Here is a 23,175-nt window from a genome sequence, read left to right as displayed (position 1 = left end):
TAGGGCCTGCCCGGCGGATCGGGCCCGGGTCCGACCGGCCGCCCCGGGGATGCCCGCAGGGCCCCCGGGAAGGTCTCCCGGGGGCCCTGCGGTCTTCTCGGTGCGCGGCTCGTGGCGGCGCGGTCCGGGGTGCCTACGGCGCGCTGCGCTGGCCCGGCAGGGCCGGGCGGCCGTGGGCGTAGGCGTCCGTGGGCAGCTTGCCCGGCTCCAGCGGGCTCACCGGACGCCGCGGCCCGGCCGGGACCTGCGCCGGCACGACCGGGTCGAGGACCGCGGTCGGGCCCTCGCCCTGCGGTCGCCTGGCCCGGTACGCGGCCCGGTAGGCGGCCGGCGAGGAGCCGAGCTGGCGCCGGAAGTGGCCGCGCAGCGCCACCGGCGAGCGGAAGCCGCAGCGGCCCGCGACCTCGTCGACCGAGTAGTCGGAGGTCTCCAGGAGCCGCTGTGCCTGGAGCACCCGCTGGGTGATCAGCCACTGCAGCGGGGCGGAGCCCGTCAGCGAGCGGAACCGGCGGTCGAAGGTCCGCCGTGACATGTACGCGCGGGCCGCCAGGGTCTCCACGTCGAACTGCTCGTGGAGGTGCTCCAGCGCCCAGGCGACGACCTCGGCCAGCGGGTCGGCGCCGATCTCCTCGGGTAAAGACCTGTCGAGGTAGCGCTCCTGACCGCCGCTGCGCCGCGGCGGGACGACCAGCCGGCGCGCCAGGGCGCCCGCGGCCTCCGTGCCGTGGTCGGTCCGCACGATGTGCAGGCAGAGATCGATTCCGGCCGCCGTGCCCGCGGAGGTCAGCACGTCGCCGTCGTCGACGAAGAGCTCCCGCGGGTCCACGTGGACCGACGGATAGCGCTTGGCGAGCGTCGGCGCGTACATCCAGTGCGTGGTCGCCGGGCGGCCGTCGAGCAGGCCGGCCGCGGCGAGGACGAACGCCCCCGTGCACAGGCCGACGATGCGCGCGCCCTCCTCGTGCGCCCGGCGGAGCGCTTCGAGCGCTTCCGGGGGCGGCGGCGAGGTGATCGAGCGCCAGGCCGGCACGACGACGGTGCCGGCGCGGCTGATGGCCTCCAGGCCGTACGGCGCGGTGAGTTCGAGTCCGCCTGTGGTCCGCAGGGGGCCGTCCTCACCGGCGCAGACGAGGAGCCGGTAGCGTGGCACCCCTGCGTCCTGGCGGTCGATGCCGAACACGGAGAGCGGGATGGAGCTCTCGAAGATGGGGCCACCGCTGAACAGCAGTACCGCGACGACTTCGCGACGGCGGCGCCCGGACAGCTTCCGTACCGCCTCCGGTGCGACGGAGTGGTCCTGGCTCATGACGCTAAGCCCCCCTCGGTGTTGGCGTCTCCCTGGTCGTGTCGCTGTGCCACGTTTCCCCTCGGTTTTGCACGAGACCCCAGTCTTCGGTACCCATGATCGAATCTACTGCGTCCCGCGGCACCGGCGTGACAAGTTCTCCGCCCGGCGGATTGTCGACATGGCAACTTGGCGGGAAGCATTCGATCGGTCGGTGCAGCCCAGAGCGCTCACGCCTGGTGCTACGCGGGTCACACGGGCCTCGGCCAAGGGTTCATCGAGGGCGGGAACTTGGCCGAAAACATACGGGATCGGCTGTACGACCCTGTCAACTCCGAGGGTGGCCGCGGCCTGTGCGGGGGCGCCCGCGCTCGGCGCGCAACCCCTTTTCGGAGCGCCGCAGCAGCACCCGGCAGGCCGCCGTCACCGCGGCGAGCCCCACCGCGGCTCCGGCCGCGCCGCCCAGGGAGGTCCCGTAGACCACGAGGACCACGGGGACGAGGGCGCAGCAGAAGACGGCCCAGCGCACCACGTCGCTCGCCGCGTCCTGACCGGGGGTGCCGTCCGGCTCCGGCGCCGGGCGGCGGCGCCCGCGCGGGGCCGGGGGCCGGGTGGCGGGGGAGGGGGTGGCGCGCGGGGTGGCGGTGGGGGCGGGTGAGGGTGCGGGCACGGGCGGACTCCCTGGGGTCGGTGGCGTGACCTGTGGAAACGAGGAGTGGAACGTTCCGGTCACGTCGCGGGACGTCCGTTTGGCCCCCCTCCCGACACCTGTAGGGCACAACCGGCATTGCGCTACGGCGCGGGGCTCGTGCATGCTCCCTGGAACGCCGTACGGGCGTCCCCGATGCACCGCGGACACCCCTGGGCACGAGAGGAGTGTCGCCGTACCCTTGGGGGTATGGGCTTGGGAAGATGATTCCCGGACACAGCTCCGCCGCCAACCGTCGTTCCGCCTCCCCTTTCCGTCCCTCCCAAGAGGACTCTCTTCGCCGAGACACCGATGGCCGGTCACGAATTCCCCGAACCCGCGGACCGCAAGCGCGTCGCCGACTCCACGGTCGACCCCCTCGCGGTCGAACAGCCACGTCACTCCTGCGACCCGGCCTTCCGGCACGGAGTGGTCGTCGGCTTCGACGGCTCCACGTCCAGTGAGCGCGCCCTCGCCTACGCCATCGGCATGGCCCGCCGCTCGGCCTCGGGCCTGATCATCGTCCACGTCGCCAACCGGCTGCCCACCACCGTGTGGGCCGGCTGCGAGCCGCCGGTCTTCGTCGACGTGCCGGACCACCGCACCGAGGTCCTCGGCCTGGAGCTCGCCTGCGCCGAGCACCTCTCCGAGGTGCCCTGGATCCTGGTCGAGCGCGGCGGGGACATCTGCCACGAGCTGGAGCAGGTCGGCCGGGAGTACGCGGCCGACGCGATCGTGGTCGGCGGGACGCACGGCATCGTCGGGCGGATCTTCGGCTCGGTCGCGGGACGCCTCGCGCGGCGCGCCCAGCGCCCGGTCGTCGTCATCCCGTAACACCCGCCCCTCCTTCCGCTCCCGCTCCGGCGTCTTCTCCAACTCCCTTGATTCGGCCAAGATTTCGGCCTTCCTCAGGTGAATTGTGCGCTTGTGAAGGGTACATAAAGGCCACCGGAACAAAGTGGCCCAAGCAGCACAACTGCACACCTGAAGGGAGCCCGCCGTGTCCAATGAAGCCGCCGCGGGAAACACCACCTCCACCCTCGGAAACCTCGCCCTCGGACTGACCCTGCTCGCCTTCGGCATCGGCTCCACCGGCGTGGTCGACCACGTCGGCCCCGCCGACGCCGCCGGACTCGCCACCTTCGTCGGCGGCGTGGCCCTCTTCCTCCTGGGGCTGCTCGCCCTGCGTGCGGGCGACACCGCCGGAGGCACGGCCTCCGCGGGGCTCGGCGCCTTCTGGTTCACCTGGGGCACCGGCGTCGGCGGCGACGGCTCGTCCGAGGCCGCCGGCCTCTTCCTGCTGCTGTGGGCGCTGCTGGCGCTCACCCTGACCTTCGCCTCCAGCGGCAGCGGGCTCTTCGGACAGGGTGTGTACGGGCTGCTCTTCGTCGCCCTGCTGCTCCTCGGCATCGGCGCCCTCGCCGACAACTCGGGCCTCGGCAAGGCGGGCGGCTGGGTCGCCGCGGTCGCCGGTCTCGCGGCCTGGTACGGCGCGACGGCGGCGGTGGCGGGCTGGCCGACCTCCGTGGCCCGGACGGGCCGCAAGGCGGCGGCCGCGAGCTGAGGCACGGCGCCCGCGCACGGCGCGGGTGAGGCAAAGCGGTCCCTGTGCACCTGGGATGCACAGGGACCGCTTGCGTGTCCGGTCGACCGCCGGGGGACAGGCCCGGCGGGCGGGACCTCGGGGGACAGGCCCGAGGCGCCCCTACTCGACCGTGACGGACTTGGCCAGGTTGCGCGGCTTGTCGATGTCGCGGCCCATGGCGAGCGCCGTGTGGTAGGCGAGGAGCTGGAGCGGGATGCCCATCAGGATGGGGTCGAGCTCGTCCTCGTTCTTCGGCACGACGATGGTGTGGTCGGCCTTCTCCTGGAGCTGGTGCGCGACCGCGAGGATGCGGCCGCTGCGGGCCTTGATCTCCTCCAGGGCGGCGCGGTTCTTCTCCAGCAGGTCGTCGTCGGGGACGATGGCGACCGTCGGCAGGGCCGGCTCGATGAGGGCGAGCGGGCCGTGCTTCAGCTCGGAGGCCGGGTAGGCCTCGGCGTGGATGTAGGAGATCTCCTTCAGCTTGAGGGAGGCCTCCAGGGCGACCGGGTAGCCGCGGACCCGGCCGATGAACATCATCGACTGGGCGCCGGCGTACTCCTTGGCCAGCTTCTTGATCTCGTCCTCGCTCTTGAGGATCTCCTCGATCTGGCCGGGCAGCTTGCGCAGGCCCTCGATGATCCGCTTGCCGTCGGTGACGGACAGGTCGCGGATGCGGCCGAGGTGCAGGGCGAGCAGCGCGAAGGCGACCACCGTGTTGGTGAAGCACTTGGTGGAGACCACGCAGACCTCGGGGCCGGCGTGCACGTACATGCCGCCGTCGGCCTCGCGGGCGATGGCGGAGCCGACCACGTTGACGACGCCGAGGACGCGGGCGCCCTTCCGCTTGAGCTCCTGGACGGCGGCCAGCACGTCGTAGGTCTCACCGGACTGGGAGACCGCGATGTACAGGGTGTCGGGGTCCACGACCGGGTTGCGGTAGCGGAACTCCGAGGCAGGCTCGGCGTCGGCGGGGATGCGGGCCATGGACTCGATCAGACCGGCGCCGATGAGACCGGCGTGGTACGAGGTGCCGCAGCCGAGGATCTTGATCCGGCGGATGCCGCGGGCCTCGCGGGCGTCGAGGTTGAGGCCGCCGAGGTGCACGGTGGAGAAGCGGTCGTCGATCCGGCCGCGCAGCACGCGGTCGACCGCGTCGGGCTGCTCGGAGATCTCCTTGTGCATGTAGGTGTCGTGGCCGCCCATGTCGTACGAGGCGGCCTCCCACTCCACGGTCTCCGGGGTGGCCGTCGTGGAGGCGCCCGTCGTCGTGTACGTGCGGAAGTCGTCGGCCTTGAGGGTGGCCATCTCGCCGTCGTCGAGGGTGACGACCTGGCGGGTGTGGGCGATCAGGGCGGCGACGTCGGAGGCGACGAACATCTCCTTCTCGCCGATGCCGAGGACGACCGGGGAGCCGTTGCGGGCCACCACGATGCGGTCGTTGAAGTCGGCGTGCATGACGGCGATGCCGTAGGTGCCCTCGATGTGCTTGAGCGCCTCGCGGACCTTCTCCTCCAGGGTGTCGGCCTGGGAGCGGGCGATCAGATGGGTGATGCACTCGGTGTCGGTGTCGGAGGCGAAGACGACGCCCTCGGACTCCAGCTTGGCGCGCAGCTCGGCGGCGTTGTCCACGATGCCGTTGTGGACGACGGCGACCTTGTTCTCGGGGTCCATGTGCGGGTGCGAGTTCACGTCGCTCGGGGCGCCGTGAGTGGCCCAGCGGGTGTGCGCGATGCCGGTGGTGCCCGCGAAGCGCTTGGGGACCCGGGCCTCCAGGTCGCGGACCCGGCCCTTGGCCTTGACCATCTTCAGGCCGGCGGCCTTCGGGCTGGTGACGACGATGCCGGCGGAGTCGTAACCCCGGTACTCCAGGCGCTGCAGCCCTTCGAGCAGCAGCGGGGCCACGTCACGCTTGCCGATGTAACCGACGATTCCGCACATAAAGGTGTCAACCCTCCAAGGTCAGTGAGTGTGCCCGGCCGTACCGGTCCGTTCAGCCGTAGACGATGCGGCGCAGCTGCCGGAGCGAGAGCTCCGGTGGCGCCACGGCGCGGTGCGGGAGCTCACCCGCGATCCGCTCGAAGATCTCGGCGTTGACCGAGCCGCCGGACTGCAGCTCGCGGTGGCGGCGCCGGACGAACTCCTCGGTCGACTCGTCGAAGTACGCCAGCACGTCGAGCACCACCCGGGCGGCCTCACCGCGCTGGAGCGCGGTGCTGCGGACCAGATGGTCGATGAGGTCGTCGTGCGACGGTCGGCGTTCGAGCACCCGTGAATACTGAGGGGTACCCGGGGGTCATGGCAAGAATCCTGCCCGATATCGGGCAGCGTGCGTCATGATCACACCCCCGGACGGGCTAATTAGTCTACACCTTGACCGCCGACGGGACGCACGGTACGCATGGTGACTGTTCGGATACGCACCGCTCGCCGCACGCACCCCGCCGAAAGGGACCTGCCCGTGAGACAGCGCAGCACGTTTCCGCGACTCCTCGGCCCACTCCTCCTGCTCGCCGCCGGCCTCTCCACCCTCGGCGCCGCCGGCCCGACCGGCACCCCCGGCGCACCGGCGCCGGGCACCCCGCGCCCGCTCGGCGCGATCGTGCCCGCACCCGCCTCCGTCACCCCCGGCGGCGCGCCCTACACCCTCACCCGCGCCACCGCCGTCCGCCTCGGCACCGACGACCCGGAGACCCGCGGCATCGGCGGCTACCTCGCCGCACTGCTGCGCCCCTCCACCGGCTACCCGCTGCCCGTCGTCGACGCGGACGCGGCCCGCGGCGGGATCCTGCTCCGGCTCTCGCAGCGCTCCGCCGCGCTCGGCGAGGAGGGCTACGAGCTGCGCGCGGGCAGCGGCGGCGTCACCCTCACCGCCCACCGCCCCGCCGGGCTCTTCCGCGGCGTCCAGACCCTGCGCCAGCAGCTGCCCGCCGCGGTGGAGAAGAGGACCGTGCAGCCCGGCCCCTGGCGGATCGCCGGCGGCACCGTCACCGACTTTCCGCGCTACGCCTACCGGGGCGCGATGCTCGACGTCTCCCGCCACTTCTTCACCGTCGACCAGGTCAAGCGCTACATCGACCAGCTCGCCCTCTACAAGGTCAACAAGCTGCATCTGCACCTCAGCGACGACCAGGGCTGGCGCATCGCCGTCGACTCCTGGCCCCGGCTCGCCACCTACGGCGGCTCCACCCAGGTCGGCGGCGGCCCCGGCGGCCACTACACCAAGGACGACTACAAGGAGATCGTCCGCTACGCCGCCTCCCGCTACCAGGAGGTCGTCCCCGAGATCGACCTGCCCGGCCACACCAACGCGGCCCTCGCCTCCTACGCCGAACTCAACTGCGACGGCGTGGCCCCGCCCCTCTACACCGGCACGAACGTCGGCTTCAGCTCCCTGTGCGTGCCGAAGGAGATCACGTACGCCTTCGTCGACGACGTGATCCGCGAGCTCGCCGCGCTCACCCCCGGCCGCTACCTCCACATCGGCGGCGACGAGGCGCACTCCACCAGCCACGCCGACTACACCGCCTTCATGGACCGGGTGCAGCCCCTCGTCGCCAGGTACGGCAAGACCGTCATCGGCTGGCACCAGCTGACCGGCGCCCGGCCCGCCGACGGCGCCCTCGCCCAGTACTGGGGCCTCGACCGGTCGTCCGCCGCCGAGAAGGAACAGGTGGCCGCCGCCGGACGCAACGGCACGGGCGTCATCCTCTCGCCCGCCGACCGCGCCTACCTGGACATGAAGTACACCAAGGACACCAAGCTGGGCCTGGCCTGGGCCGGATACGTCGAGGTGCAACGCTCCTACGACTGGGACCCGGCGACCCTGCTGCCGGGCCTGCCCCCCTCCGCCGTCGCCGGCGTCGAGGCCCCGCTGTGGACGGAGACGATCTCCGAGAGCGCCCACATCGACCAGATGGCCTTCCCCCGCCTCCCGGGCATCGCCGAACTCGGCTGGTCCCCGGCGTCCACCCACGACTGGGAGGCCTACCGGCACCGCCTCGCCGCCCAGGGACCCCGCCTGGACAACCTCGGCATCGACTTCCACCGGTCGCCGCAGGTGCCGTGGGCGGCCGAGTAGGGGGACGGGAAACAGCGCGGGCCCCGGCGGGAGGACCGTCTCCCGCCGGGGCCCGCACCGGTCCGTCAGGCGAACCGCGCGATCGGGTTCACCAGGTCGCCGACGAGCTGCAGGGCCGCCGACGGATCGGCCAGGTCGACCATCTGGCGGTTGTTGCGGAGCTGGAGGCGGTTGAGCGCCGACAGGGCGAAGGTGTCCGCGAACATGTCGTACTGCGCGAAGCGGTCCGCCAGGGCCGGGTGGGCGTCCTGGTAGTCCCTCACACACGCGGCGACCGTGCGCCAGAACTCGTCCTCGGGCAGGACGCCCTCGGCGGCCAGGGTGGAGCCGAGGAAGCGGAAGAAGCAGTCGAAGACGTCTGTGAAGACGGAGAGCAGCTTCATGTCCTCCGGGACCTCCGCCCGGACCCGCTCCACCGCGGGCGGCAGCACCGCGGCCGGGTCCATGACGCAGATCTCCTCCGCGATGTCCTTGAAGACCGCCCGGGAGACCGCGCCCCGCTCGTCCAGGACGAGGATCACGTTCTCGCCGTGCGGCATGTAGACCAGGTCGTACGCGTAGAAGCAGTGCAGGACCGGGACGAGGTAGGCGTCCAGATAGCGGCGCAGCCACGCCGCCGGGGCCAGGCCCGACTCCTTGATCAGGGCGCCCGCGAAGGACGCGCCCGCGTGGTCGACGTGGAGCAGCGAGGCCATCGTCGCCAGCCGCTCGCCCTCGGCGAGGGAGGCCACCGGCGACTCGCGCCAGAGGGCGGCGAGCATCTTGCGGTAGGGCGAGTAGCGGTCGGTGGCCGCCTCGTACTCCAGGTGCCGGTAGCCGACCGCCGCGCGCTCGCGGATGATCGAGAAGCGCGCCGCCCTCAGGGTGGAATCCGCCTCGATCAGACCGGCCAGCCAGTCGTTGATGGCCGGGGTGGCCTCCATGTAGGCGGCCGAAAGGCCCCGCATGAAGCCCATGTTGAGGACCGACAGCGCCGTCTTCACGTAGTGCTTGGCCGGATCGGAGCTGTTGAAGAAGGTACGGATGGACTGCTGGGCCAGATAGGCGTCGTCGCCCTCGCCCAGATAGACCAGGCGCTGCTGCGCGACCTCGGCGGCGAAGGTGACGGACAGCTTGTTCCACCACTGCCAGGGGTGCGCCGGCACCAGCAGGTAGTCGGCGAGGTCCAGACCGCGGGCGGCGAGGGTCGCGGCGAAGCCGTCGACGGCCCGGTCGCCGAGCTCGGCGCGGATGAAGGTCTCGTAGTCGATGCCCGCGCCGGCCGTGAAGGTGGTGCGGTCGCGGTGCGCGGCCAGCCACACGAGGTGCACCGGGGCGGCCGCCTCGGGGGCGTACGCGCGGTACTCGTCGACGCCGAAGCCCAGCCGCCCGTTGTTGGCGACGAAGCAGGGGTGGCCCTCGGTCATCCCGGTCTCGATCGCCTGGAAGTCCGCGCGGGCCAGCTCGGCGGCGGTCACGCGCGGCTTGGTCGCCTTGAACGCCGTACCGGCCAGCGTGGAGGAGATCTCCTCCAGGTAGACCGGCAGGATCTCGTCGCTCAGGCCGAGGGAGCCGCGCAGCTGGGTGATGAACCGCAGGGCGTCGAGGGGGAGCTGCTCGCTGCCCTGGTGGCAGCTGATCGACTCGGGGTAGACCTGCCAGTGGTCGAGGGCGAAGCGGTCCGCGGTGAAGCGGTACTCGGTGAGCCCGTCGTCGCTCAGCACCCGGTAGCGGCCCTCGCCCAGCTCCTGCGGGTCGAGCAGCCGCTCGTGGGCGAACTCGGCGAGGCCCTTGCGGATCAGGGCCCGGTTGGCGTCGGCCCAGCGCTGGGGCGTGAGGTGGGCGACGGGGTTCATATGGCGGCTCCCACGGCGGTCTCGAACTGGGCTCGGGTGCAGAAGCTCAGCAGGGCCTGCTTCTCGGGCTTGCGGATCTCGCGGTCGGGCACGAAGCCGACGGCCGCGTTGAGCGCGTGCACGGCCGTGTTGCGCACGTCGGGCTCGACGACGACCCGGGCGGTCGCCGGGTCGGCGAACAGCTCCGCCATCACCGCGGTGATCACCCGGCGGGTGAAGCCGTGCACGGGGGTGTCGCTCGGGGCGACGAGGAAGTGCATGCCGACGTCGCCGGCCTCCGGCTCGTACAGGCCGACCAGTTCGACCCGGGCGGGGTCGTACCGCTCCATGAGGAAGGCCGGCTCGCCGTCGACGATCCCGATGAAGGCGTCGTGGTGCGGGTTCGCGGCGATCGCCATGTACTCCCGCTCGACGTCCTGGAGCTTCGCGTCCTGCATCATCCAGAACGCGGCCTTGGGGTGCGTGACCCAGGGGTGGATCAGCTCCGCGTCCTTCAGCGGGTCGAGGGGGCGGATCTGGATGCTCATACGGCGAACTCCTGGAACGCGATCGTCTTCTCTACCGGGTAGTACTCGGAGCCCAGCATCTCCCGGATGATGTACGCGTTGCGGTACGGGCCCATGCCCAGGTCGGGCGAGGTGATCGAGTGGGTGTGCACCCCGGCGTTCTGCAGGAAGACGCCGCGGCCCGTGGTGTCGATCGCGTAGTTGCGGGCCACGTCGAAGCGGCCGTGGGAGTCGAGGCGCAGGCGGTCCTCCACCGGCTTCAGGAAGGCGGGGACGCGGTACTTGTAGCCCGTGGCGAGGACCAGGCCCTCGGTCTCGACGGTGAAGTCCTTCTCCTGTTCCTCCTGGCGGAAGCCGAGCGTGTACGTGCCCGTCGTGGCGTCGTACGCGGCGGAGTGCAGGGCCGAGTTGGTGAGCAGCCGGGTGGGGACCGGGCCGTTCAGGTTCTTCTGGTAGAGCAGGTCGAAGATGGCGTCGATGAGCTCGCCGTCGATGCCCTTGAAGAGGCCCTTCTGCTGGGTCTCCAGGCGGTAGCGGGTCTGCTCGGGCAGCGCGTGGAAGTAGTCCACGTACTCGGGGGAGGTCATCTCCAGGGTGAGCTTGGTGTACTCCAGCGGGAAGAAGCGCGGGGAGCGGGTCACCCAGTTCAGGCGGTAGCCGTGGACGTCGATCTCGCTCAGGAGGTCGTAGTAGATCTCGGCGGCGCTCTGGCCGCTGCCGACGAGGGTGATCGACTTCTTCCTCTGGAGCTCCTCCTTGTGGGGGAGGTAGCGCGAGTTGTGGATGAGGTCGCCGCCGAGGTCCTCGCAGGTCTCCGGGATGTACGGCGGGGTGCCGGTGCCGAGGACGATCCGCTGCGAGCGGAACGTTTCCCCGGACTCCGTGGTCACCACGTACAGCTCCTCGGCCTCGTCGTAGGAGACGGCGGAGACGGTGGTGGAGAAGCGGATCGAGGTGAGCTTCCCCGCGGCCCAGCGGCAGTAGTCGTTGTACTCCGTCCGGAGCGGGTAGAAGTTCTCGCGGATGTAGAAGGAGTAGAGCCGGCCCTTCTCCTTGAGGTAGTTGAGGAAGGAGTACGGCGAGGTCGGGTCCGCGAGGGTGACCAGGTCCGACATGAACGGGGTCTGGAGGTGGGCGCCTTCGAGGAACATCCCCGAGTGCCACTCGAAGTCCGGCTTCGACTCCAGGAAGACGCCGTTGAGTTCGGCGATCGGCTCGGTCAGGCAGGCGAGGCCCAGGTTGAACGGACCGAGCCCGATGCCGATGAAGTCGTGTGTCTGCGGCGTCTCAGGCGTGGACAAGGTTCTCTCCCAGGTACTGCTCGGCGTGGCCGGCTATCAGATCGAGGACGGCGGCGATGTCGGCCGCGGTGGTCTCGGGGTTGAGCAAGGTGAACTTGAGGTACTGGCGGCCGTCGACCTTGGTGCCCGCGACCACGGCCTCGCCGGAGGCGAAGAGGGCCTTGCGGGCGTAGAGGTTGGCCCGGTCGATCTCGGCGGGCGAGGTGACGGCCTCGGGGATGTAGCGGTAGACGAGGGTGGAGAGCTGCGGCTCGACCACGACGTCGTAGCGCGGGTCGGCGGCGAGCAGCTCGAAGCCCTCGCGGGCCAGGTCGCACACCTCGTCGAAGAGCTCGCCGACGCCGTCGGCGCCCATCACGCGCAGCGTCATCCACAGCTTGAGGGCGTCGAAGCGGCGGGTGGTCTGGAGGGACTTGTCGACCTGGTTCGGGATCTGGTCGGCGAGCGTCCGGCGGGGGTTGAGGTAGTCCGCGTGGTAGGTCGCGTGGCGCAGGGTGGCGCCGTCGCGGACCAGGACGGCGGAGGAACTCACCGGCTGGAAGAAGGACTTGTGGTAGTCGACGGTGACCGAGTCGGCCTGCTCGATGCCGTCGAGGAGGTGGCGGCGGGTCCGCGAGGCGAGCAGCCCGCAGCCGTAGGCGGCGTCGACGTGCATCCAGGCGCCGTACTCGGCGGCGAGGGCGGCGATCTCGGGCAGCGGGTCGATGGAGCCGAAGTCGGTGGTGCCGGCGGTGGCGACGATCGCCATCGGGACCAGGCCCTCGGCGCGGCAGGCCTCCAGTTCGGCGGCGAGGACGACGGACTGCATGCGCCTGTTCCGGTCGACCGGGATGGAGACGACGGCGTCGCGGCCGAGGCCGAGCAGCTGGGCCGACTTCTGGACGCTGAAGTGGCTGCACTCGGAGGAGAAGATCCGCAGCTTCGACAGGTCGGGCGTGCCGGCCTCCTCGCGGGCGAGGAGCAGGGCCTGGAGGTTGGACTGGGTGCCGCCGCTGGTGAACACGCCGTCGGCGAGCGGGCCGAGGCCGATGCGGCGGGTGGTCCAGTCGATCAGCTTGCGCTCGATCAGGGTGCCGCCGGCGCTCTGGTCCCAGGTGTCGAGGGAGGAGTTGACGGCGGAGAGCACGGCCTCGCCGAGGACGGCGGGGATCACCACCGGGCAGTTGAGGTGGCCCAGGTAGCGGGGGTGGTGGAAGTAGACCGCGTCGCGGAGGTAGACGTCCTCCAGCTCGTCGAGGGCGGCTGAGGCGTCGCCGAGCGGCCGGTCGAGGTCCACGGCGTCGAGGACGGGGGCGAGTTCGGCGGGGGTGATCCCGGTGAACGGGCCGCGCGTCGTGGCGAGTTTCCTCGCCACCCGCTCCACTCCTTCGGTGACGGAGCGTCGGTAGCTCTCCGCCGTCGTGTCGTTGAGCAGGTGGGAACGCATGTGGAAGCCCTTCCGGGTGTGGGGGACGCGGTCGGTGAAGGCGTAAGTAAGGTTAGCCTAACCTAACCTTCACGTACAACAACGGCCCCCCCAACCCGCGAGGGTTGAGGGGCCGTCGGCCCTGTGGGGGGTCTGAACGCGCGCCGGTGGCTACGCCTCTTCCTGCGTCTCGTCCGGCACCTCGCGCAGGGCGTCCTCGGACAGGCCCTTGCGCCAGTAGCCGACGAAGGTCACCCGGCGCCTGTCCAGGCCGCGCTCGCGCACGAAGTGGCGGCGCAGCGCCTTCACGGCGCCGGACTCTCCCGCGATCCACACGTACGGTGTCTCGCCCGGGAGTTCGGCGCCCGCGACGGCCTCGACGGCGGTCGGCGCGCCCTCCTCCCGTACCAGCCAGGTGATCGTCGCGTCCGCCTCGGTCGCGAGCTCCATGCGGTCGCCGGAGTAGGGGACTTCGAGGTAGACGTGGGCGCGGGTCTCGGCCGGCAGCCACTCCAGGATCGCGGAGACGGCCGGCAGGGCCGTCTCGTCGCCCCAGATCAGGACGGAGTCGGCGTCCTCGGGGAGCCGGAAGCGCACCCCGGTGTTCTCCGCGACCGCGGGGCCGAGCACGACCACCCGGTCGCCGGGCTTGGCGTGCTGGGCCCAGCGGCAGGCGGGGCCGCCGTCCTCGTGGACCGCGAAGTCGATGTCGACCTCGGGCGCCGGCTCGGTGCGCTGCTCCCGGACGGTGTACGAGCGCATCACGGCCCGCTCGTCGTGCGGCATGGCCCGGTAGGCGCCCAGGATCGCGTACATGTCCGGGTCGTCCAGCGGCGGCAGCACGGGGGCGTCCTGGCCGGGGTGCGGCAGGAACAGGGACAGCGACTGGTCGCGGCCCCCGGCGGCGAAGCCCTTCAGCTCCTCACCGGTGAAGGTGACCCGCACCAGGGACGGGCCGAGCCGCCGCGTCCGGTCGACCTGGAGGCTGAAGAACTGGAACGGGGCGGTCTCGGCGTTCGTCATGGGTCAGGACACCTTCTTGGCGTTCTCGAGGGCCTTGGCCAGGTCCTCCAGGAGCGGGGCGCACTTGGCGTACGAGTAGATGGGCTCGGTCACGCGCGGGATGACCTGGCCGGCCTTGACGGCGGGCAGCGCGGCCCAGGTGGGCTTGGCCTTCAGGGCCTCGGGCTGCAGGGCCGAGGTGCGGTTGTCGAGCATGATGACGTCGGCCTTGTACTTGTCGACGTTCTCCCAGCTCAGACCCTCGAACCAGCCGGCCTGGTCGAGCTTGGTGGGCGTGACGATGTTGACGCCGAGCTCCTTGAAGAAGAGCGTGTCGGTCGGCCGGTCGGGGGTGGAGACGTAGAAGAGGTCCGGGGAGCCGGAGCCGATCAGGACCTTGATGTCCTTCTTGCCCTTCGCGGCCTTGCGGACCCGCTCGGCGGCGGCCTCGAAGCGGGCCTTGTCCGCCTTGATGCGCGCGGTGTTCACGTCGGCGCCGAGCGAGGCGGCGAGGTCGGCGTGGCGCTGCAGGACGGCCGGCATGGACTTGTCGGCGGCCCACAGGGCGACGCTCGGCGCGATCTTGGCGATCTTGTCCTTCTGCTCGGCCGGCACGTACCAGAGGTCGTTCTTCTCCCACATGTCCGTGACGAGGAGCTCGGGCTGGAGCTTGAGGTACTCCTCGGTCTTGAACTCGCCCCAGACGTTGCCGATGACCTTGACCTTGTTGATGTCGAGGTCGCCGGCCTGGACGTCGGGCGTCACGGCGCCGGTCTTCGGGTCCTTGACCGTGGTCGGGCCGAAGACGCCCTTGACCTCGACGCCGAAGTCCTTGAGGGCGGCGGCGGTTCCGGTGAAGGCGACGATGTTCTTCGGGGTGGTCTTCGCCTCGACGGCGATGCCGCGGTCGTCGGTGAACGTCCACGGGCCGGACTTCCCGGCGGCCTTGGCGGGGGAGTCGCCGCCCGTGCCCTCGCCGCCGCCGCAGGCGGTGAGCGTGGCGAGGAGCCCGAGGGCGCCGCCCGCGGCGAGCAGGCCGCGGCGGGTGAGGAAGGTGGCTCGGGCGGTGCTGGGCATGGCGGAGTCGCTTTCGGTACGAGCCGGGGTCGGCGGCCGGGTGGATCGGGGCGGTTCGGGGTGGTTCGGGTCGGTATCGCGATAGGGGGAGGCGGGTCCGGACGGGGCCGGACAGGCCTAGGTAGGTAAGCCTCACCTTATCGAGAGCAGGTTAGCCTACCCTCACTTCGATCACCAGGGGTGGGGTCGTCACCGCGGCCGGACACGACGAAGCCCGCCGCCCCCGAAGGGGACGACGGGCTTCACCGGTGGTGTCGGGCGTCAGGAGGTCAGGCCCAACTCCCGCGCGATCAGCATGCGCTGGACCTCGCTGGTGCCCTCGCCGATCTCCAGGATCTTCGAGTCGCGCCACATCCTGGCCACCGGGTACTCGTTCATGAAGCCGTAGCCGCCGTGGATCTGGGTCGCCTCGCGGGCGTTGTCCACCGCGACCGTCGAGGAGTACAGCTTCGCCAGCGCCGCCTCCTTCTTGAACGGCTCGCCCAGGACCAGGCGGGAGGCCGCGTCACGCCAGCCGACCCGGGCCATGTGCGCCCGCATCTCCATGTCGGCGATCTTGAACTGGATGGCCTGGTTGTCGCCGATCGGGCGCCCGAAGGCGAGGCGTTCCTTCGCGTACTTCACCGACTCGTCGACGCAGCCCTGCGCGAGGCCCGTGGCGAGGGCCGAGATCGCGATCCGGCCCTCGTCCAGGATGCGCAGGAACTGGGCGTAGCCGCGGCCCTCCTCGCCGAGCAGGTTGGCCGCCGGGACGCGGACGTCCTGGAGGGACAGCTCCCGCGTGTCCGAGGCGTTCCAGCCGACCTTCGAGTAGGGCGCGGCGACGGTGAAGCCGGGGGTGCCGGAGGGGACGATGATCGAGGAGATCAGCGGGCGCCCGTCGGGCTTGCGGCCGGTGACGGCCGTGACCGTGACCAGGCCCGTGATGTCCGTACCGGAGTTGGTGATGAAGCACTTCGAGCCGTTGATGACCCATTCGTCACCGTCCCGGACGGCCGTGGTGCGGGTGCCGCCCGCGTCCGAGCCGGCGCCCGGCTCGGTCAGGCCGAAGGCGCCCAGCATCTCGCCCGAGCACAGCTTCGGCAGCCAGGCGCGCTTCTGCTCCTCGGTGCCGAAGCGGTAGACGGGCATGGCGCCCAGCGAGACGCCCGCCTCCAGGGTGATGGCGACGGAGGAGTCGACCCGGGCCAGCTCCTCCAGGGCGATGCCGAGGGCGAGGTAGTCGCCGCCCATGCCGCCGTACTCCTCGGGGAAGGGCAGGCCGAACAGGCCCATGCGGCCCATCTCGCGGACGATCTCGTAGGGGAACTCGTGACGCTCGTAGAAGTCGCCGATCTTCGGGGCGACGACGTCGTGGGCGAACTCCTCCACGGTGCGGCGGAGTTCCTCGTGCTCGTCGGAGAGCCGGTGGTCGAGGGACATGCTCAGGACTCCTTGTGGGAGAGCGCGCGTACGGTACGGGACGGGCTCGGGCGGCCCAGTTGTTCGGCCATCCACCCGCTCGTGGCGGCGAGGGCGGCCAGATCGACCCCGGTCTCGATGCCGAGGCCGTCGAGCATCCACACGAGGTCCTCGGTGGCCAGGTTGCCGGTCGCGCTCTTCGCGTACGGGCAGCCGCCGAGGCCGCCCGCGGAGGCGTCGACCGTGGTCACGCCGTGCCGGAGCGCGGCGAGCGTGTTGGACAGGGCCTGCCCGTAGGTGTCGTGGAAGTGCACGGCGATACGGGAGGTGGGCACGCCCGCCTCGTTCAGCGCCGTGAGCAGGGCGGCGACGTGCCCCGGGGTGGCGACGCCGATGGTGTCGCCCAGGCTCAGCTCGTCGCAGCCCATCTCGGCGAGCGCCTTGGTGACCCGGACCACCTGCTCGATCGGCACGGCGCCCTCCCAGGGGTCGCCGAAGCACATCGACAGATAGCCGCGGATGGTCAGGCCCTGCTCTATCGCCCGGGTCACCACCGGCTCGAACATCGCGAGGGCCTCGTCCACGGTCCGGTTGAGGTTGGCCTTGGCGAAGGACTCGGTGGCGGAGGCGAACACGGCGATCTGGCGGGCGCCGAGCGCGAGCGCCCGGTCCAGGCCACGCTCGTTGGGCACCAGCACGGGCAGCCGCACCGGCAGATCCCTGAGCTGCGGGAACAGCTCCTCGGCGTCGGCCAGTTGGGGGACCCACTCGGGGTGCACGAAGCTGGTCGCCTCGACGGTCGACAGACCGGCCGCCGCGAGCCGCCGCACGAACTCGGCCTTCACCGCGGTCGGGACGACCGTCTTCTCGTTCTGCAGGCCGTCCCGGGGGCCCACCTCGTGGATCCGGACCCGGGCCGGCAGCGCGGGGTCGGCCACGGTCATCGGCAGGCTGCTCATGCCTCTTCCTCCTCGCGCGGGGCGACGACCGCCAGGACCTGGTCCATGGCGACGGTCGTGCCGGGGGCGACGTCCAGTTCGGTGACGGTGCCGGCGTGCGGGGCGGAGATGACGTGCTCCATCTTCATCGCCTCGACCACCAGCAGGCTCTGACCGGCCTCCACCTCGTCCCCGACCGCCACCTTCACCACGGTGACGGTGCCCGGCATGGGCGCGGCGAGGGTGTCGGCCCCGCCGTGCCGGGCGCCGGAGAGCGCGGCGGCGACGGGGTCGTGGTCCAGGACGTGCCAGGAGTCGCCGTCACGGCCGAGCCAGTCGCCGACGCGGTGGAAGGAGTGGGCGACCCCGTCCACGGTCACGGTCACGGAGGTGTCGGTGACCCGAGCCCCGGCCGGTGCCTCCACGGTGACGGGTTCGAGTCCCGGGACGCGGAAGGGGAAGGCCAGGGGCTTGGGGGTGCCGCCCAGGCGGAAGCCGTCCGGCACCGAGAAGGGGTCCGTCCAGCCGTCCCGGGGCGCCGGGGAGAGCGCCGCGCGCCGCACCGCGGCCGCCGCCGCGTACACCTCGTCCGGCACCCCCTGCGGGACCAGCGACTCCGCGTCCCGCTCCACGAGCCCCGTGTCCAGGTCGCCCGCGACCACGTCCGGGTGGGCCAGCAGACGGCGCAGGAAGCCCGCGTTGGTGGGGACGCCCAGGGTGACCGTGTCCGCCAGGGCCGCGCGCAGCTTGCGCAGGGCCGTCGGGCGGTCGGCCGCGTGGACGATGACCTTCGACAGCATGGGGTCGTAGAGGGACGACACCTCCGTGCCCGCCGAGAGGCCCGAGTCCGTGCGCACCCCCGAGCCCTGCGGCTCGTTCAGCGCCAGGACCGTGCCGCCGGACGGCAGGAAGCCGCGCGAGGGGTCCTCGGCGCAGATCCGGGCCTCGATCGCCCAGCCGTCCAGGCGCACGTCCTGCTGCGCGAAGGACAGCGGTTCGCCCGCCGCCACCCGCAGCTGCCACTCCACCAGGTCGAGGCCGGTGATGAGCTCCGTCACCGGGTGCTCGACCTGGAGGCGGGTGTTCATCTCCATGAAGTAGTACGAGGACGGGTCGCCGCCCGGCACGATGAACTCGACCGTGCCCGCGCCCACATACCCGCAGGAACGTGCCGCCTCGACCGCCGCCGCACCCATCGACGCCCGGATCTCCGGGGTGAGGAGGACCGAGGGGGCCTCCTCGATGATCTTCTGGTGGCGCCGCTGCAGCGAGCACTCACGCTCACCGAGGTGCACGACGTTGCCGTGCGCGTCCGCGAGGACCTGGATCTCGATGTGCCGCGGGCGGTCGATCCAGCGCTCCACGAGGAGCGTGTCGTCACCGAACGAGGACCGGGCCTCGCGCCGCGCCGCCGCGATCTCCTCCTCCAGGACCGACAGGTCCCGCACCAGCCGCATGCCCTTGCCGCCGCCGCCCGCGCTCGGCTTGAGCAGCACGGGCGCGCCCAGCTCGCGCGCGGCGTCGACGATGTCGGGGTCGGCGGCGCCCGGGACGACGGGGACGCCCGCCGCCTGCACGGTCTCCTTCGCCCGGATCTTGTCGCCCATGAGGGAGATCGCCGAGGCGGAGGGGCCGATGAAGACCAGGCCCGCGTCCGCGCAGGCCTGCGCGAAGGAGGCGTTCTCCGCGAGGAAGCCGTAGCCGGGGTGGACGGCCTGCGCGCCGGTGCGGCGGGCCGCCTCCAGCAGGGCCGGCACGGAGAGATAGGACTCGGCGGCCGGCGGCGGACCGATCCGCACCGCCGTGTCCGCCTCCCGTACGTGCCGGGCATCGGCGTCCGCGTCGCTGTACACGGCCACCGAGCGGACGCCCATCTCCCGCAGGGTGCGGATGACGCGGACGGCGATCTCGCCCCGGTTGGCCACGAGGACGGTGTCGAACATGCTCTGCATCTCCTGGGGACCCTTCACATCCGGAAGACGCCGAACTGGGGGTCACCCAGGGGCGCGTTGGCACAGGCGGTCAGGGCGAGGCCGAGGACCTGCCGGGTCTCCAGGGGGTCGATGACCCCGTCGTCCCAGAGCCGGGCCGTGGCGTAGTAGGCGTTGCCCTGCGTCTCGTACTGCGCGCGGATCGGGTCCTTGAAGGACTCCTCCTCCTCGGCGCTCCACGCGTCGCCGAGCTGGTCGCGCTTGACCGTGGCGAGGACGGACGCGGCCTGCTCGCCGCCCATGACCGAGATCTTGGCGTTGGGCCACATCCACAGGAAGCGGGGGGAGTACGCCCGGCCGCACATCGAGTAGTTGCCCGCGCCGTACGAGCCGCCGACCACCACGGTCAGCTTCGGCACCCGGGTGGTGGCCACGGCCGTGACCATCTTGGCGCCGTGCTTGGCGATGCCGCCGTGCTCGTAGGCCTTGCCGACCATGAAGCCGGTGATGTTCTGCAGGAAGACCAGCGGGATCCCGCGCTGGTCGCACAGCTCGATGAAGTGCGCGCCCTTCTGGGCGGACTCGGCGAACAGGATGCCGTTGTTGGCGACGATGCCGACCGGGTGGCCGTGGATCCGGGCGAAGCCGGTGACCAGGGTCTGGCCGTACTCGGACTTGAACTCCTGGAAGCGGGAGCCGTCCACGACCCGGGCGATGACCTCGCGCACGTCGTACGGCGTCCGCGAGTCGACCGGGACCGCGCCGTACAGCCCGTACGGGTCGACCTTCGGCTCCTCGGCCGGCTCGACCGACCAGGGCAGCGGGCCGCGCTCGGGGAGGGTGGCGACGATGTTCCGGACGATCCGCAGGGCGTGGGCGTCGTCCTCCGCGAGGTGGTCGGTGACGCCGGAGATCCGGGAGTGGACCTCGCCGCCGCCGAGCTCCTCCGCGGTCACCACCTCGCCGGTCGCGGCCTTCACGAGCGGCGGGCCGCCGAGGAAGATCGTGCCCTGGTTCCTGACGATCACGGCCTCGTCGCTCATCGCCGGGACGTACGCGCCGCCGGCCGTGCAGGAGCCCATGACCGCAGCGATCTGCGGGATGCCGGCGCCGGACATCCGGGCCTGGTTGTAGAAGATCCGGCCGAAGTGCTCGCGGTCGGGGAAGACCTCGTCCTGCATGGGCAGGAAGGCGCCGCCGGAGTCGACCAGGTAGAGGCAGGGGAGACGGTTCTCCAGGGCCACCTCCTGGGCGCGGAGGTGCTTCTTCACCGTCATCGGGTAGTACGTGCCGCCCTTGACGGTCGCGTCGTTGGCGACGACCACGCACTCGCGGCCGCTCACCCGGCCGATGCCCGCGATGACGCCGGCCGCCGGGGCCTGGTCGCCGTACATCCCGTTCGCCGCGAGCGGGGCCAGCTCCAGGAAGGGCGAGCCCGGGTCGAGCAGCGTGTCCACGCGGTCCCGCGGCAACAGCTTGCCGCGCGCGGTGTGCCGGGCGCGGGCCTTCTCGCCGCCGCCGAGCGCCGCCTCGGCGAGCTTGGCGCGCAGGGTCGCGGCCAGCTCGTGGTGGGCCGCCTCGTTGGCCTGCCAGGCCGGCGACGCGGGGTCCGCCGCGCTCGTCAGCACAGGTGCCTGCTGCATCCGTCGAGCTCCCTTGCTCGGTCCACTCGGTTAATGAGCGTTAACGTATGTGCGTTCAGGTTAACGACCGCTAACGGGGTTGTCTAGAATCGAATCCATGACCACGACCGGCCGGACCGACGCCCCGACGCGCCGCGAGCAGATCCTCAAGGAAGCCGCCCGCCTCTTCGCCGAGCGCGGCTTCCACGGGGTGGGCGTGGACGAGATAGGAGCCGCGGTCGGCATCAGCGGCCCCGGGCTCTACCGCCACTTCCCCGGCAAGGACGCGATGCTCGCCGAACTCCTCGTCGGCATCAGCGAGCGCCTGCTCGCCGGCGGCCGGCTGCGCGTCGCCGAGTCCGACGGCGATCCGCGCGCGGTGCTCGGCTCCCTCATCGACGGCCACATCGACTTCGCCCTCGACGACCGGCCCCTGATCACCCTGCACGACCGCGAGCTCGACCGCCTCAAGGACGAGGACCGCAAGCGGGTCCGGCAGCTCCAGCGCCAGTACGTGGAGCTCTGGGTCGCGGTGGTGCGCGAGCTGTACCCGGCGGCGGCCGAGTCCGAGGCGCGCGCCGCCGTGCACGCCGTCTTCGGCCTGCTCAACTCGACCCCGCACCTCGGCGCGCCCCTGGGCCGCGACGGGATGGAGCGCCTCCTGAGGAACCTGGCCCACGGCGCCCTCGGCGCACTGGCGGCCTGACCCGCGCGACAGGGGCCGGTGCGGCCCTCTCCGGGCCGTCACCAGCACGGCCCGGGGCGCCGGACGGCACAATGAGCAGCATGCCGATACTCAGCCGCCCCGCCCTCGTCGAGCACCTCGTCCGCACGCGCATCGCGGGAGACGTCGCCACGCCCCGCGACAACAACCTCTCCCACTACCGCAAGCTCGCCAACGGCGACCGGCACTACTGGTTCGGCCTGGAGTTCGGGGAGCGGTGGAGCGACGAGCAGGACGTGCTCGCGGTGATGGCCGAGCGGTGCGGCGTCGTCGACGACCCGGCGCACCGCACGGGGCAGGACACCATCGACCCCGAGCTGACCGTCGCCGCCCTCGACCGCATGGCCGCGCGGCTCGCCAAGGCCGCCGCGGCCAAGGAGCGGGTGCTCTTCGCGACCGGGCACCCCGGCGCCCTGATCGACGCGCACAGCCGGGTCGCCGCCGCGCTGCGGGCCCGGGGCTGCGACATCGTGCGGATCCCCGGCGGGCTGACCGCCGACGAGGGGTACGTGGTGCAGTTCGCCGACGTCGCCGTCTTCGAACGGGGCGCCAGCCTGTGGCACACCCACTCCCCGGAGCCCATGAACGCGATCCTCGACGGCCTGGCGGCGCTCGGCGAGCCCGCGCCCGACCTGGTGGTCGCCGACCACGGCTGGGCGGGCCGCGCGGCACAGCGGGGGGTGGACTCGGTGGGCTACGCGGACTGCAACGACCCCGCCCTGTTCCTGGCGGAGGCGGAGGGGACGATGCAGGTCACCGTGCCGCTGGACGACCACGTCGTCGACCCCCGGTTCTACGAGCCGCTGACCGCCTACCTGCTGGACGCGGCGGGGCTGCTCGGCTGAGCCCGGGCCGCCCGTTCACGGACGGCCCGGCGTCGGATCCAGGTACACCCGGCGGATCGCCGGGAAGCGGGCCCGCAGCCGGGCCTCGGCCTGCTCGCAGGCGAGCTCCACCTGCTCCGCCGAGACCACGTCCCTGAAGTCCACCTTCGCCGCCACCATCACCTCGTCCGGGCCCTGGATCAGCGTCGTCAGGTCCAGGACGCCGACCACGTGGTCCACGGACAGCAGCTCCTCGCGGACCGCCTGCCGCATCGGACGGGGGAGCGGGCGCCCGACGAGCAGCTCCGCGTTGGAGCGGCCCAGGACCCAGGCCACGTACACCAGCAGCAGGCCGATCAGGATCGAGGCGACCCCGTCCCAGACGCTCGATCCGGTGGTCTGCACTCCGAGCAGACCGCCGGCGGCCAGCATCAGGCCGGCGAGGGCGGCCGAGTCCTCCATGACGACCGCCTTGACGGTCGTGTCCGGGGTGAGCCGCAGATAGCGGCCGAAGGGGGCCCGCGCCCGGGCCGCCTCGCCCTTCACCTGCCGGACGGCCGTGCGCAGGCTGAAGCCCTCCAGGACGAAGGCGACGCCCAGGACGACGTACGACACGAGGGGATCGCCCAGCTCCTCGCCCTCGATCAGCGTGTGGATGCCGTCGTACAGCGAGAAGACCGCGCCGCCCACGAAGGTGGCGACCGCGGCGAGCATCGCCCAGACGTAGCGCTCGTTCGCGTAGCCGAGCGGATGGTCCTCGTCGGCCGGCTTCTCGCTGCGCTTGAGCGCGGTCAGCAGCATGAACTCGGTGACGGTGTCGGCCAGCGAGTGCGCCGCCTCCGACAGCATCGCGCTGGATCCGCTGACCACGCCCGCGACGGCCTTGGCGGCGGCGATGCCCAGATTGGCCATCGCCGCCACGATCACTGTGAAGGTGCTCTCGCCGTTCTCCGCCATGGTCGGACGGTATGTC

Annotated in this window: 20 protein-coding genes; 5 read left to right on the top strand and 15 right to left on the bottom strand. The window is 71.8% G+C overall.

Annotated elements, in window-relative coordinates:
• Positions 1 to 133 precede the first annotated feature (133 nt).
• Positions 134 to 1,306, bottom strand: coding sequence for a helix-turn-helix domain-containing protein (locus ACH414_RS06580; protein ID WP_382535626.1), 1,173 nt, complete (start codon positions 1,304 to 1,306; stop codon positions 134 to 136).
• A 307-nt stretch (positions 1,307 to 1,613) separates the two neighbouring features.
• Complete coding sequence (locus ACH414_RS06575; RefSeq protein ID WP_382535623.1) at positions 1,614 to 1,955, bottom strand: hypothetical protein; 342 nt, start codon at positions 1,953 to 1,955, stop codon at positions 1,614 to 1,616.
• A gap of 330 nt (positions 1,956 to 2,285) precedes the next feature.
• Here ACH414_RS06575 and ACH414_RS06570 point away from each other — a divergent pair, with 330 nt between their 5' ends.
• Both ACH414_RS06570 and ACH414_RS06565 read left to right on the top strand, forming a co-directional pair.
• Positions 2,286 to 2,807 (top strand): universal stress protein, encoded by a 522-nt coding sequence (locus ACH414_RS06570; protein ID WP_398940985.1) that lies wholly within the window; start codon positions 2,286 to 2,288, stop codon positions 2,805 to 2,807.
• A gap of 166 nt (positions 2,808 to 2,973) precedes the next feature.
• A complete protein-coding gene (locus ACH414_RS06565; RefSeq protein WP_382535620.1) occupies positions 2,974 to 3,537 on the top strand; it encodes a GPR1/FUN34/YaaH family transporter in 564 nt (187 codons plus the stop codon).
• Between the two features lie 141 nt (positions 3,538 to 3,678).
• On the opposite strand, the gene glmS is transcribed toward ACH414_RS06565, so the two are convergent.
• A complete protein-coding gene (glmS, locus tag ACH414_RS06560) occupies positions 3,679 to 5,496 on the bottom strand; it encodes a glutamine--fructose-6-phosphate transaminase (isomerizing) (protein ID WP_382535618.1) in 1,818 nt (605 codons plus the stop codon).
• Positions 5,497 to 5,548: 52 nt separating this feature from the next.
• Positions 5,549 to 5,824, bottom strand: a complete 276-nt coding sequence (locus ACH414_RS06555; protein WP_046907141.1) for a hypothetical protein — start codon at positions 5,822 to 5,824, stop codon at positions 5,549 to 5,551.
• Between the two features lie 192 nt (positions 5,825 to 6,016).
• Here ACH414_RS06555 and ACH414_RS06550 point away from each other — a divergent pair, with 192 nt between their 5' ends.
• On the top strand, positions 6,017 to 7,636 hold the full coding sequence (locus tag ACH414_RS06550; protein WP_398940982.1) for a beta-N-acetylhexosaminidase: 1,620 nt from the start codon (positions 6,017 to 6,019) through the stop codon (positions 7,634 to 7,636).
• Positions 7,637 to 7,701: 65 nt separating this feature from the next.
• Here the strand turns inward: ACH414_RS06550 and ACH414_RS06545 are convergent, their stop codons facing one another.
• The 10 genes from ACH414_RS06545 to ACH414_RS06500 form a co-directional block, all read right to left on the bottom strand.
• Complete coding sequence (locus ACH414_RS06545; protein WP_382535612.1) at positions 7,702 to 9,471, bottom strand: IucA/IucC family protein; 1,770 nt, start codon at positions 9,469 to 9,471, stop codon at positions 7,702 to 7,704.
• Complete coding sequence (locus ACH414_RS06540) at positions 9,468 to 9,998, bottom strand: GNAT family N-acetyltransferase (protein WP_391769011.1); 531 nt, start codon at positions 9,996 to 9,998, stop codon at positions 9,468 to 9,470. The genes ACH414_RS06545 and ACH414_RS06540 overlap by 4 nt, the downstream gene beginning before the upstream one ends.
• Positions 9,995 to 11,278, bottom strand: a complete 1,284-nt coding sequence (locus ACH414_RS06535; protein ID WP_391769012.1) for a lysine N(6)-hydroxylase/L-ornithine N(5)-oxygenase family protein — start codon at positions 11,276 to 11,278, stop codon at positions 9,995 to 9,997. Before ACH414_RS06535 ends, ACH414_RS06540 begins: the two co-directional genes overlap by 4 nt.
• Complete coding sequence (locus ACH414_RS06530; RefSeq protein ID WP_382535601.1) at positions 11,265 to 12,704, bottom strand: pyridoxal phosphate-dependent decarboxylase family protein; 1,440 nt, start codon at positions 12,702 to 12,704, stop codon at positions 11,265 to 11,267. Before ACH414_RS06530 ends, ACH414_RS06535 begins: the two co-directional genes overlap by 14 nt.
• 150 nt (positions 12,705 to 12,854) lie before the next feature.
• On the bottom strand, positions 12,855 to 13,706 hold the full coding sequence (locus tag ACH414_RS06525; RefSeq protein WP_398940979.1) for a siderophore-interacting protein: 852 nt from the start codon (positions 13,704 to 13,706) through the stop codon (positions 12,855 to 12,857).
• 3 nt (positions 13,707 to 13,709) lie between these two features.
• Positions 13,710 to 14,762 (bottom strand): ABC transporter substrate-binding protein, encoded by a 1,053-nt coding sequence (locus ACH414_RS06520; protein WP_382535595.1) that lies wholly within the window; start codon positions 14,760 to 14,762, stop codon positions 13,710 to 13,712.
• 261 nt (positions 14,763 to 15,023) lie between these two features.
• The gene (locus ACH414_RS06515) at positions 15,024 to 16,184 is read right to left on the bottom strand and encodes an acyl-CoA dehydrogenase family protein (RefSeq protein ID WP_398940977.1); all 1,161 of its coding nucleotides are present in this window, start codon (positions 16,182 to 16,184) and stop codon (positions 15,024 to 15,026) included.
• Between the two features lie 2 nt (positions 16,185 to 16,186).
• Entirely contained in the window at positions 16,187 to 17,122 is a 936-nt protein-coding gene (locus ACH414_RS06510; protein ID WP_398940975.1) for a hydroxymethylglutaryl-CoA lyase, read from the bottom strand.
• Positions 17,119 to 19,053 carry an acetyl/propionyl/methylcrotonyl-CoA carboxylase subunit alpha gene (locus ACH414_RS06505; RefSeq protein ID WP_391769013.1) on the bottom strand — a complete coding sequence of 645 codons (1,935 nt, stop codon included), beginning with the start codon at positions 19,051 to 19,053 and terminating at the stop codon, positions 17,119 to 17,121. Before ACH414_RS06505 ends, ACH414_RS06510 begins: the two co-directional genes overlap by 4 nt.
• A gap of 14 nt (positions 19,054 to 19,067) precedes the next feature.
• Positions 19,068 to 20,675 carry a carboxyl transferase domain-containing protein gene (locus tag ACH414_RS06500; protein WP_382535583.1) on the bottom strand — a complete coding sequence of 536 codons (1,608 nt, stop codon included), beginning with the start codon at positions 20,673 to 20,675 and terminating at the stop codon, positions 19,068 to 19,070.
• A gap of 97 nt (positions 20,676 to 20,772) precedes the next feature.
• Here ACH414_RS06500 and ACH414_RS06495 point away from each other — a divergent pair, with 97 nt between their 5' ends.
• Together ACH414_RS06495 and ACH414_RS06490 are read left to right on the top strand one after the other, a co-directional pair.
• Entirely contained in the window at positions 20,773 to 21,360 is a 588-nt protein-coding gene (locus ACH414_RS06495) for a TetR/AcrR family transcriptional regulator (protein WP_386564558.1), read from the top strand.
• An 80-nt stretch (positions 21,361 to 21,440) separates the two neighbouring features.
• The gene (locus tag ACH414_RS06490) at positions 21,441 to 22,223 is read left to right on the top strand and encodes a phosphatase (RefSeq protein ID WP_382535576.1); all 783 of its coding nucleotides are present in this window, start codon (positions 21,441 to 21,443) and stop codon (positions 22,221 to 22,223) included.
• Between the two features lie 15 nt (positions 22,224 to 22,238).
• Here ACH414_RS06490 and ACH414_RS06485 read toward each other — a convergent pair whose 3' ends face one another.
• A complete protein-coding gene (locus ACH414_RS06485) occupies positions 22,239 to 23,159 on the bottom strand; it encodes a cation diffusion facilitator family transporter (protein ID WP_398940972.1) in 921 nt (306 codons plus the stop codon).
• Between the last annotated feature and the right edge of the window lie 16 nt (positions 23,160 to 23,175).

The organism is Streptomyces sp. NPDC020422 (genome assembly GCF_044386705.1).
Classification (GTDB): domain Bacteria; phylum Actinomycetota; class Actinomycetes; order Streptomycetales; family Streptomycetaceae; genus Streptomyces.
This window is presented reverse-complemented; position numbering and strand designations above follow the sequence as displayed.

Excerpts from the sequence above, each read along its gene's own strand:
- ACH414_RS06520 (WP_382535595.1), bottom strand. The coding sequence starts at position 14,762 with ATGCCCAGCACCGCCCGAGCCACCTTCCTCACCCGCCGCGGCCTGCTC.
- ACH414_RS06580 (WP_382535626.1), bottom strand. The coding sequence starts at position 1,306 with ATGAGCCAGGACCACTCCGTCGCACCGGAGGCGGTACGGAAGCTGTCC.
- ACH414_RS06525 (WP_398940979.1), bottom strand. The coding sequence starts at position 13,706 with ATGACGAACGCCGAGACCGCCCCGTTCCAGTTCTTCAGCCTCCAGGTC.
- ACH414_RS06540 (WP_391769011.1), bottom strand. The coding sequence starts at position 9,998 with ATGAGCATCCAGATCCGCCCCCTCGACCCGCTGAAGGACGCGGAGCTG.
- glmS (WP_382535618.1), bottom strand. The coding sequence starts at position 5,496 with ATGTGCGGAATCGTCGGTTACATCGGCAAGCGTGACGTGGCCCCGCTG.
- ACH414_RS06515 (WP_398940977.1), bottom strand. The coding sequence starts at position 16,184 with ATGTCCCTCGACCACCGGCTCTCCGACGAGCACGAGGAACTCCGCCGC.
- ACH414_RS06510 (WP_398940975.1), bottom strand. The coding sequence starts at position 17,122 with ATGAGCAGCCTGCCGATGACCGTGGCCGACCCCGCGCTGCCGGCCCGG.
- ACH414_RS06505 (WP_391769013.1), bottom strand. The coding sequence starts at position 19,053 with ATGCAGAGCATGTTCGACACCGTCCTCGTGGCCAACCGGGGCGAGATC.
- ACH414_RS06500 (WP_382535583.1), bottom strand. The coding sequence starts at position 20,675 with ATGCAGCAGGCACCTGTGCTGACGAGCGCGGCGGACCCCGCGTCGCCG.
- ACH414_RS06570 (WP_398940985.1), top strand. The coding sequence starts at position 2,286 with ATGGCCGGTCACGAATTCCCCGAACCCGCGGACCGCAAGCGCGTCGCC.
- ACH414_RS06530 (WP_382535601.1), bottom strand. The coding sequence starts at position 12,704 with ATGCGTTCCCACCTGCTCAACGACACGACGGCGGAGAGCTACCGACGC.
- ACH414_RS06490 (WP_382535576.1), top strand. The coding sequence starts at position 21,441 with ATGCCGATACTCAGCCGCCCCGCCCTCGTCGAGCACCTCGTCCGCACG.
- ACH414_RS06495 (WP_386564558.1), top strand. The coding sequence starts at position 20,773 with ATGACCACGACCGGCCGGACCGACGCCCCGACGCGCCGCGAGCAGATC.
- ACH414_RS06545 (WP_382535612.1), bottom strand. The coding sequence starts at position 9,471 with ATGAACCCCGTCGCCCACCTCACGCCCCAGCGCTGGGCCGACGCCAAC.
- ACH414_RS06485 (WP_398940972.1), bottom strand. The coding sequence starts at position 23,159 with ATGGCGGAGAACGGCGAGAGCACCTTCACAGTGATCGTGGCGGCGATG.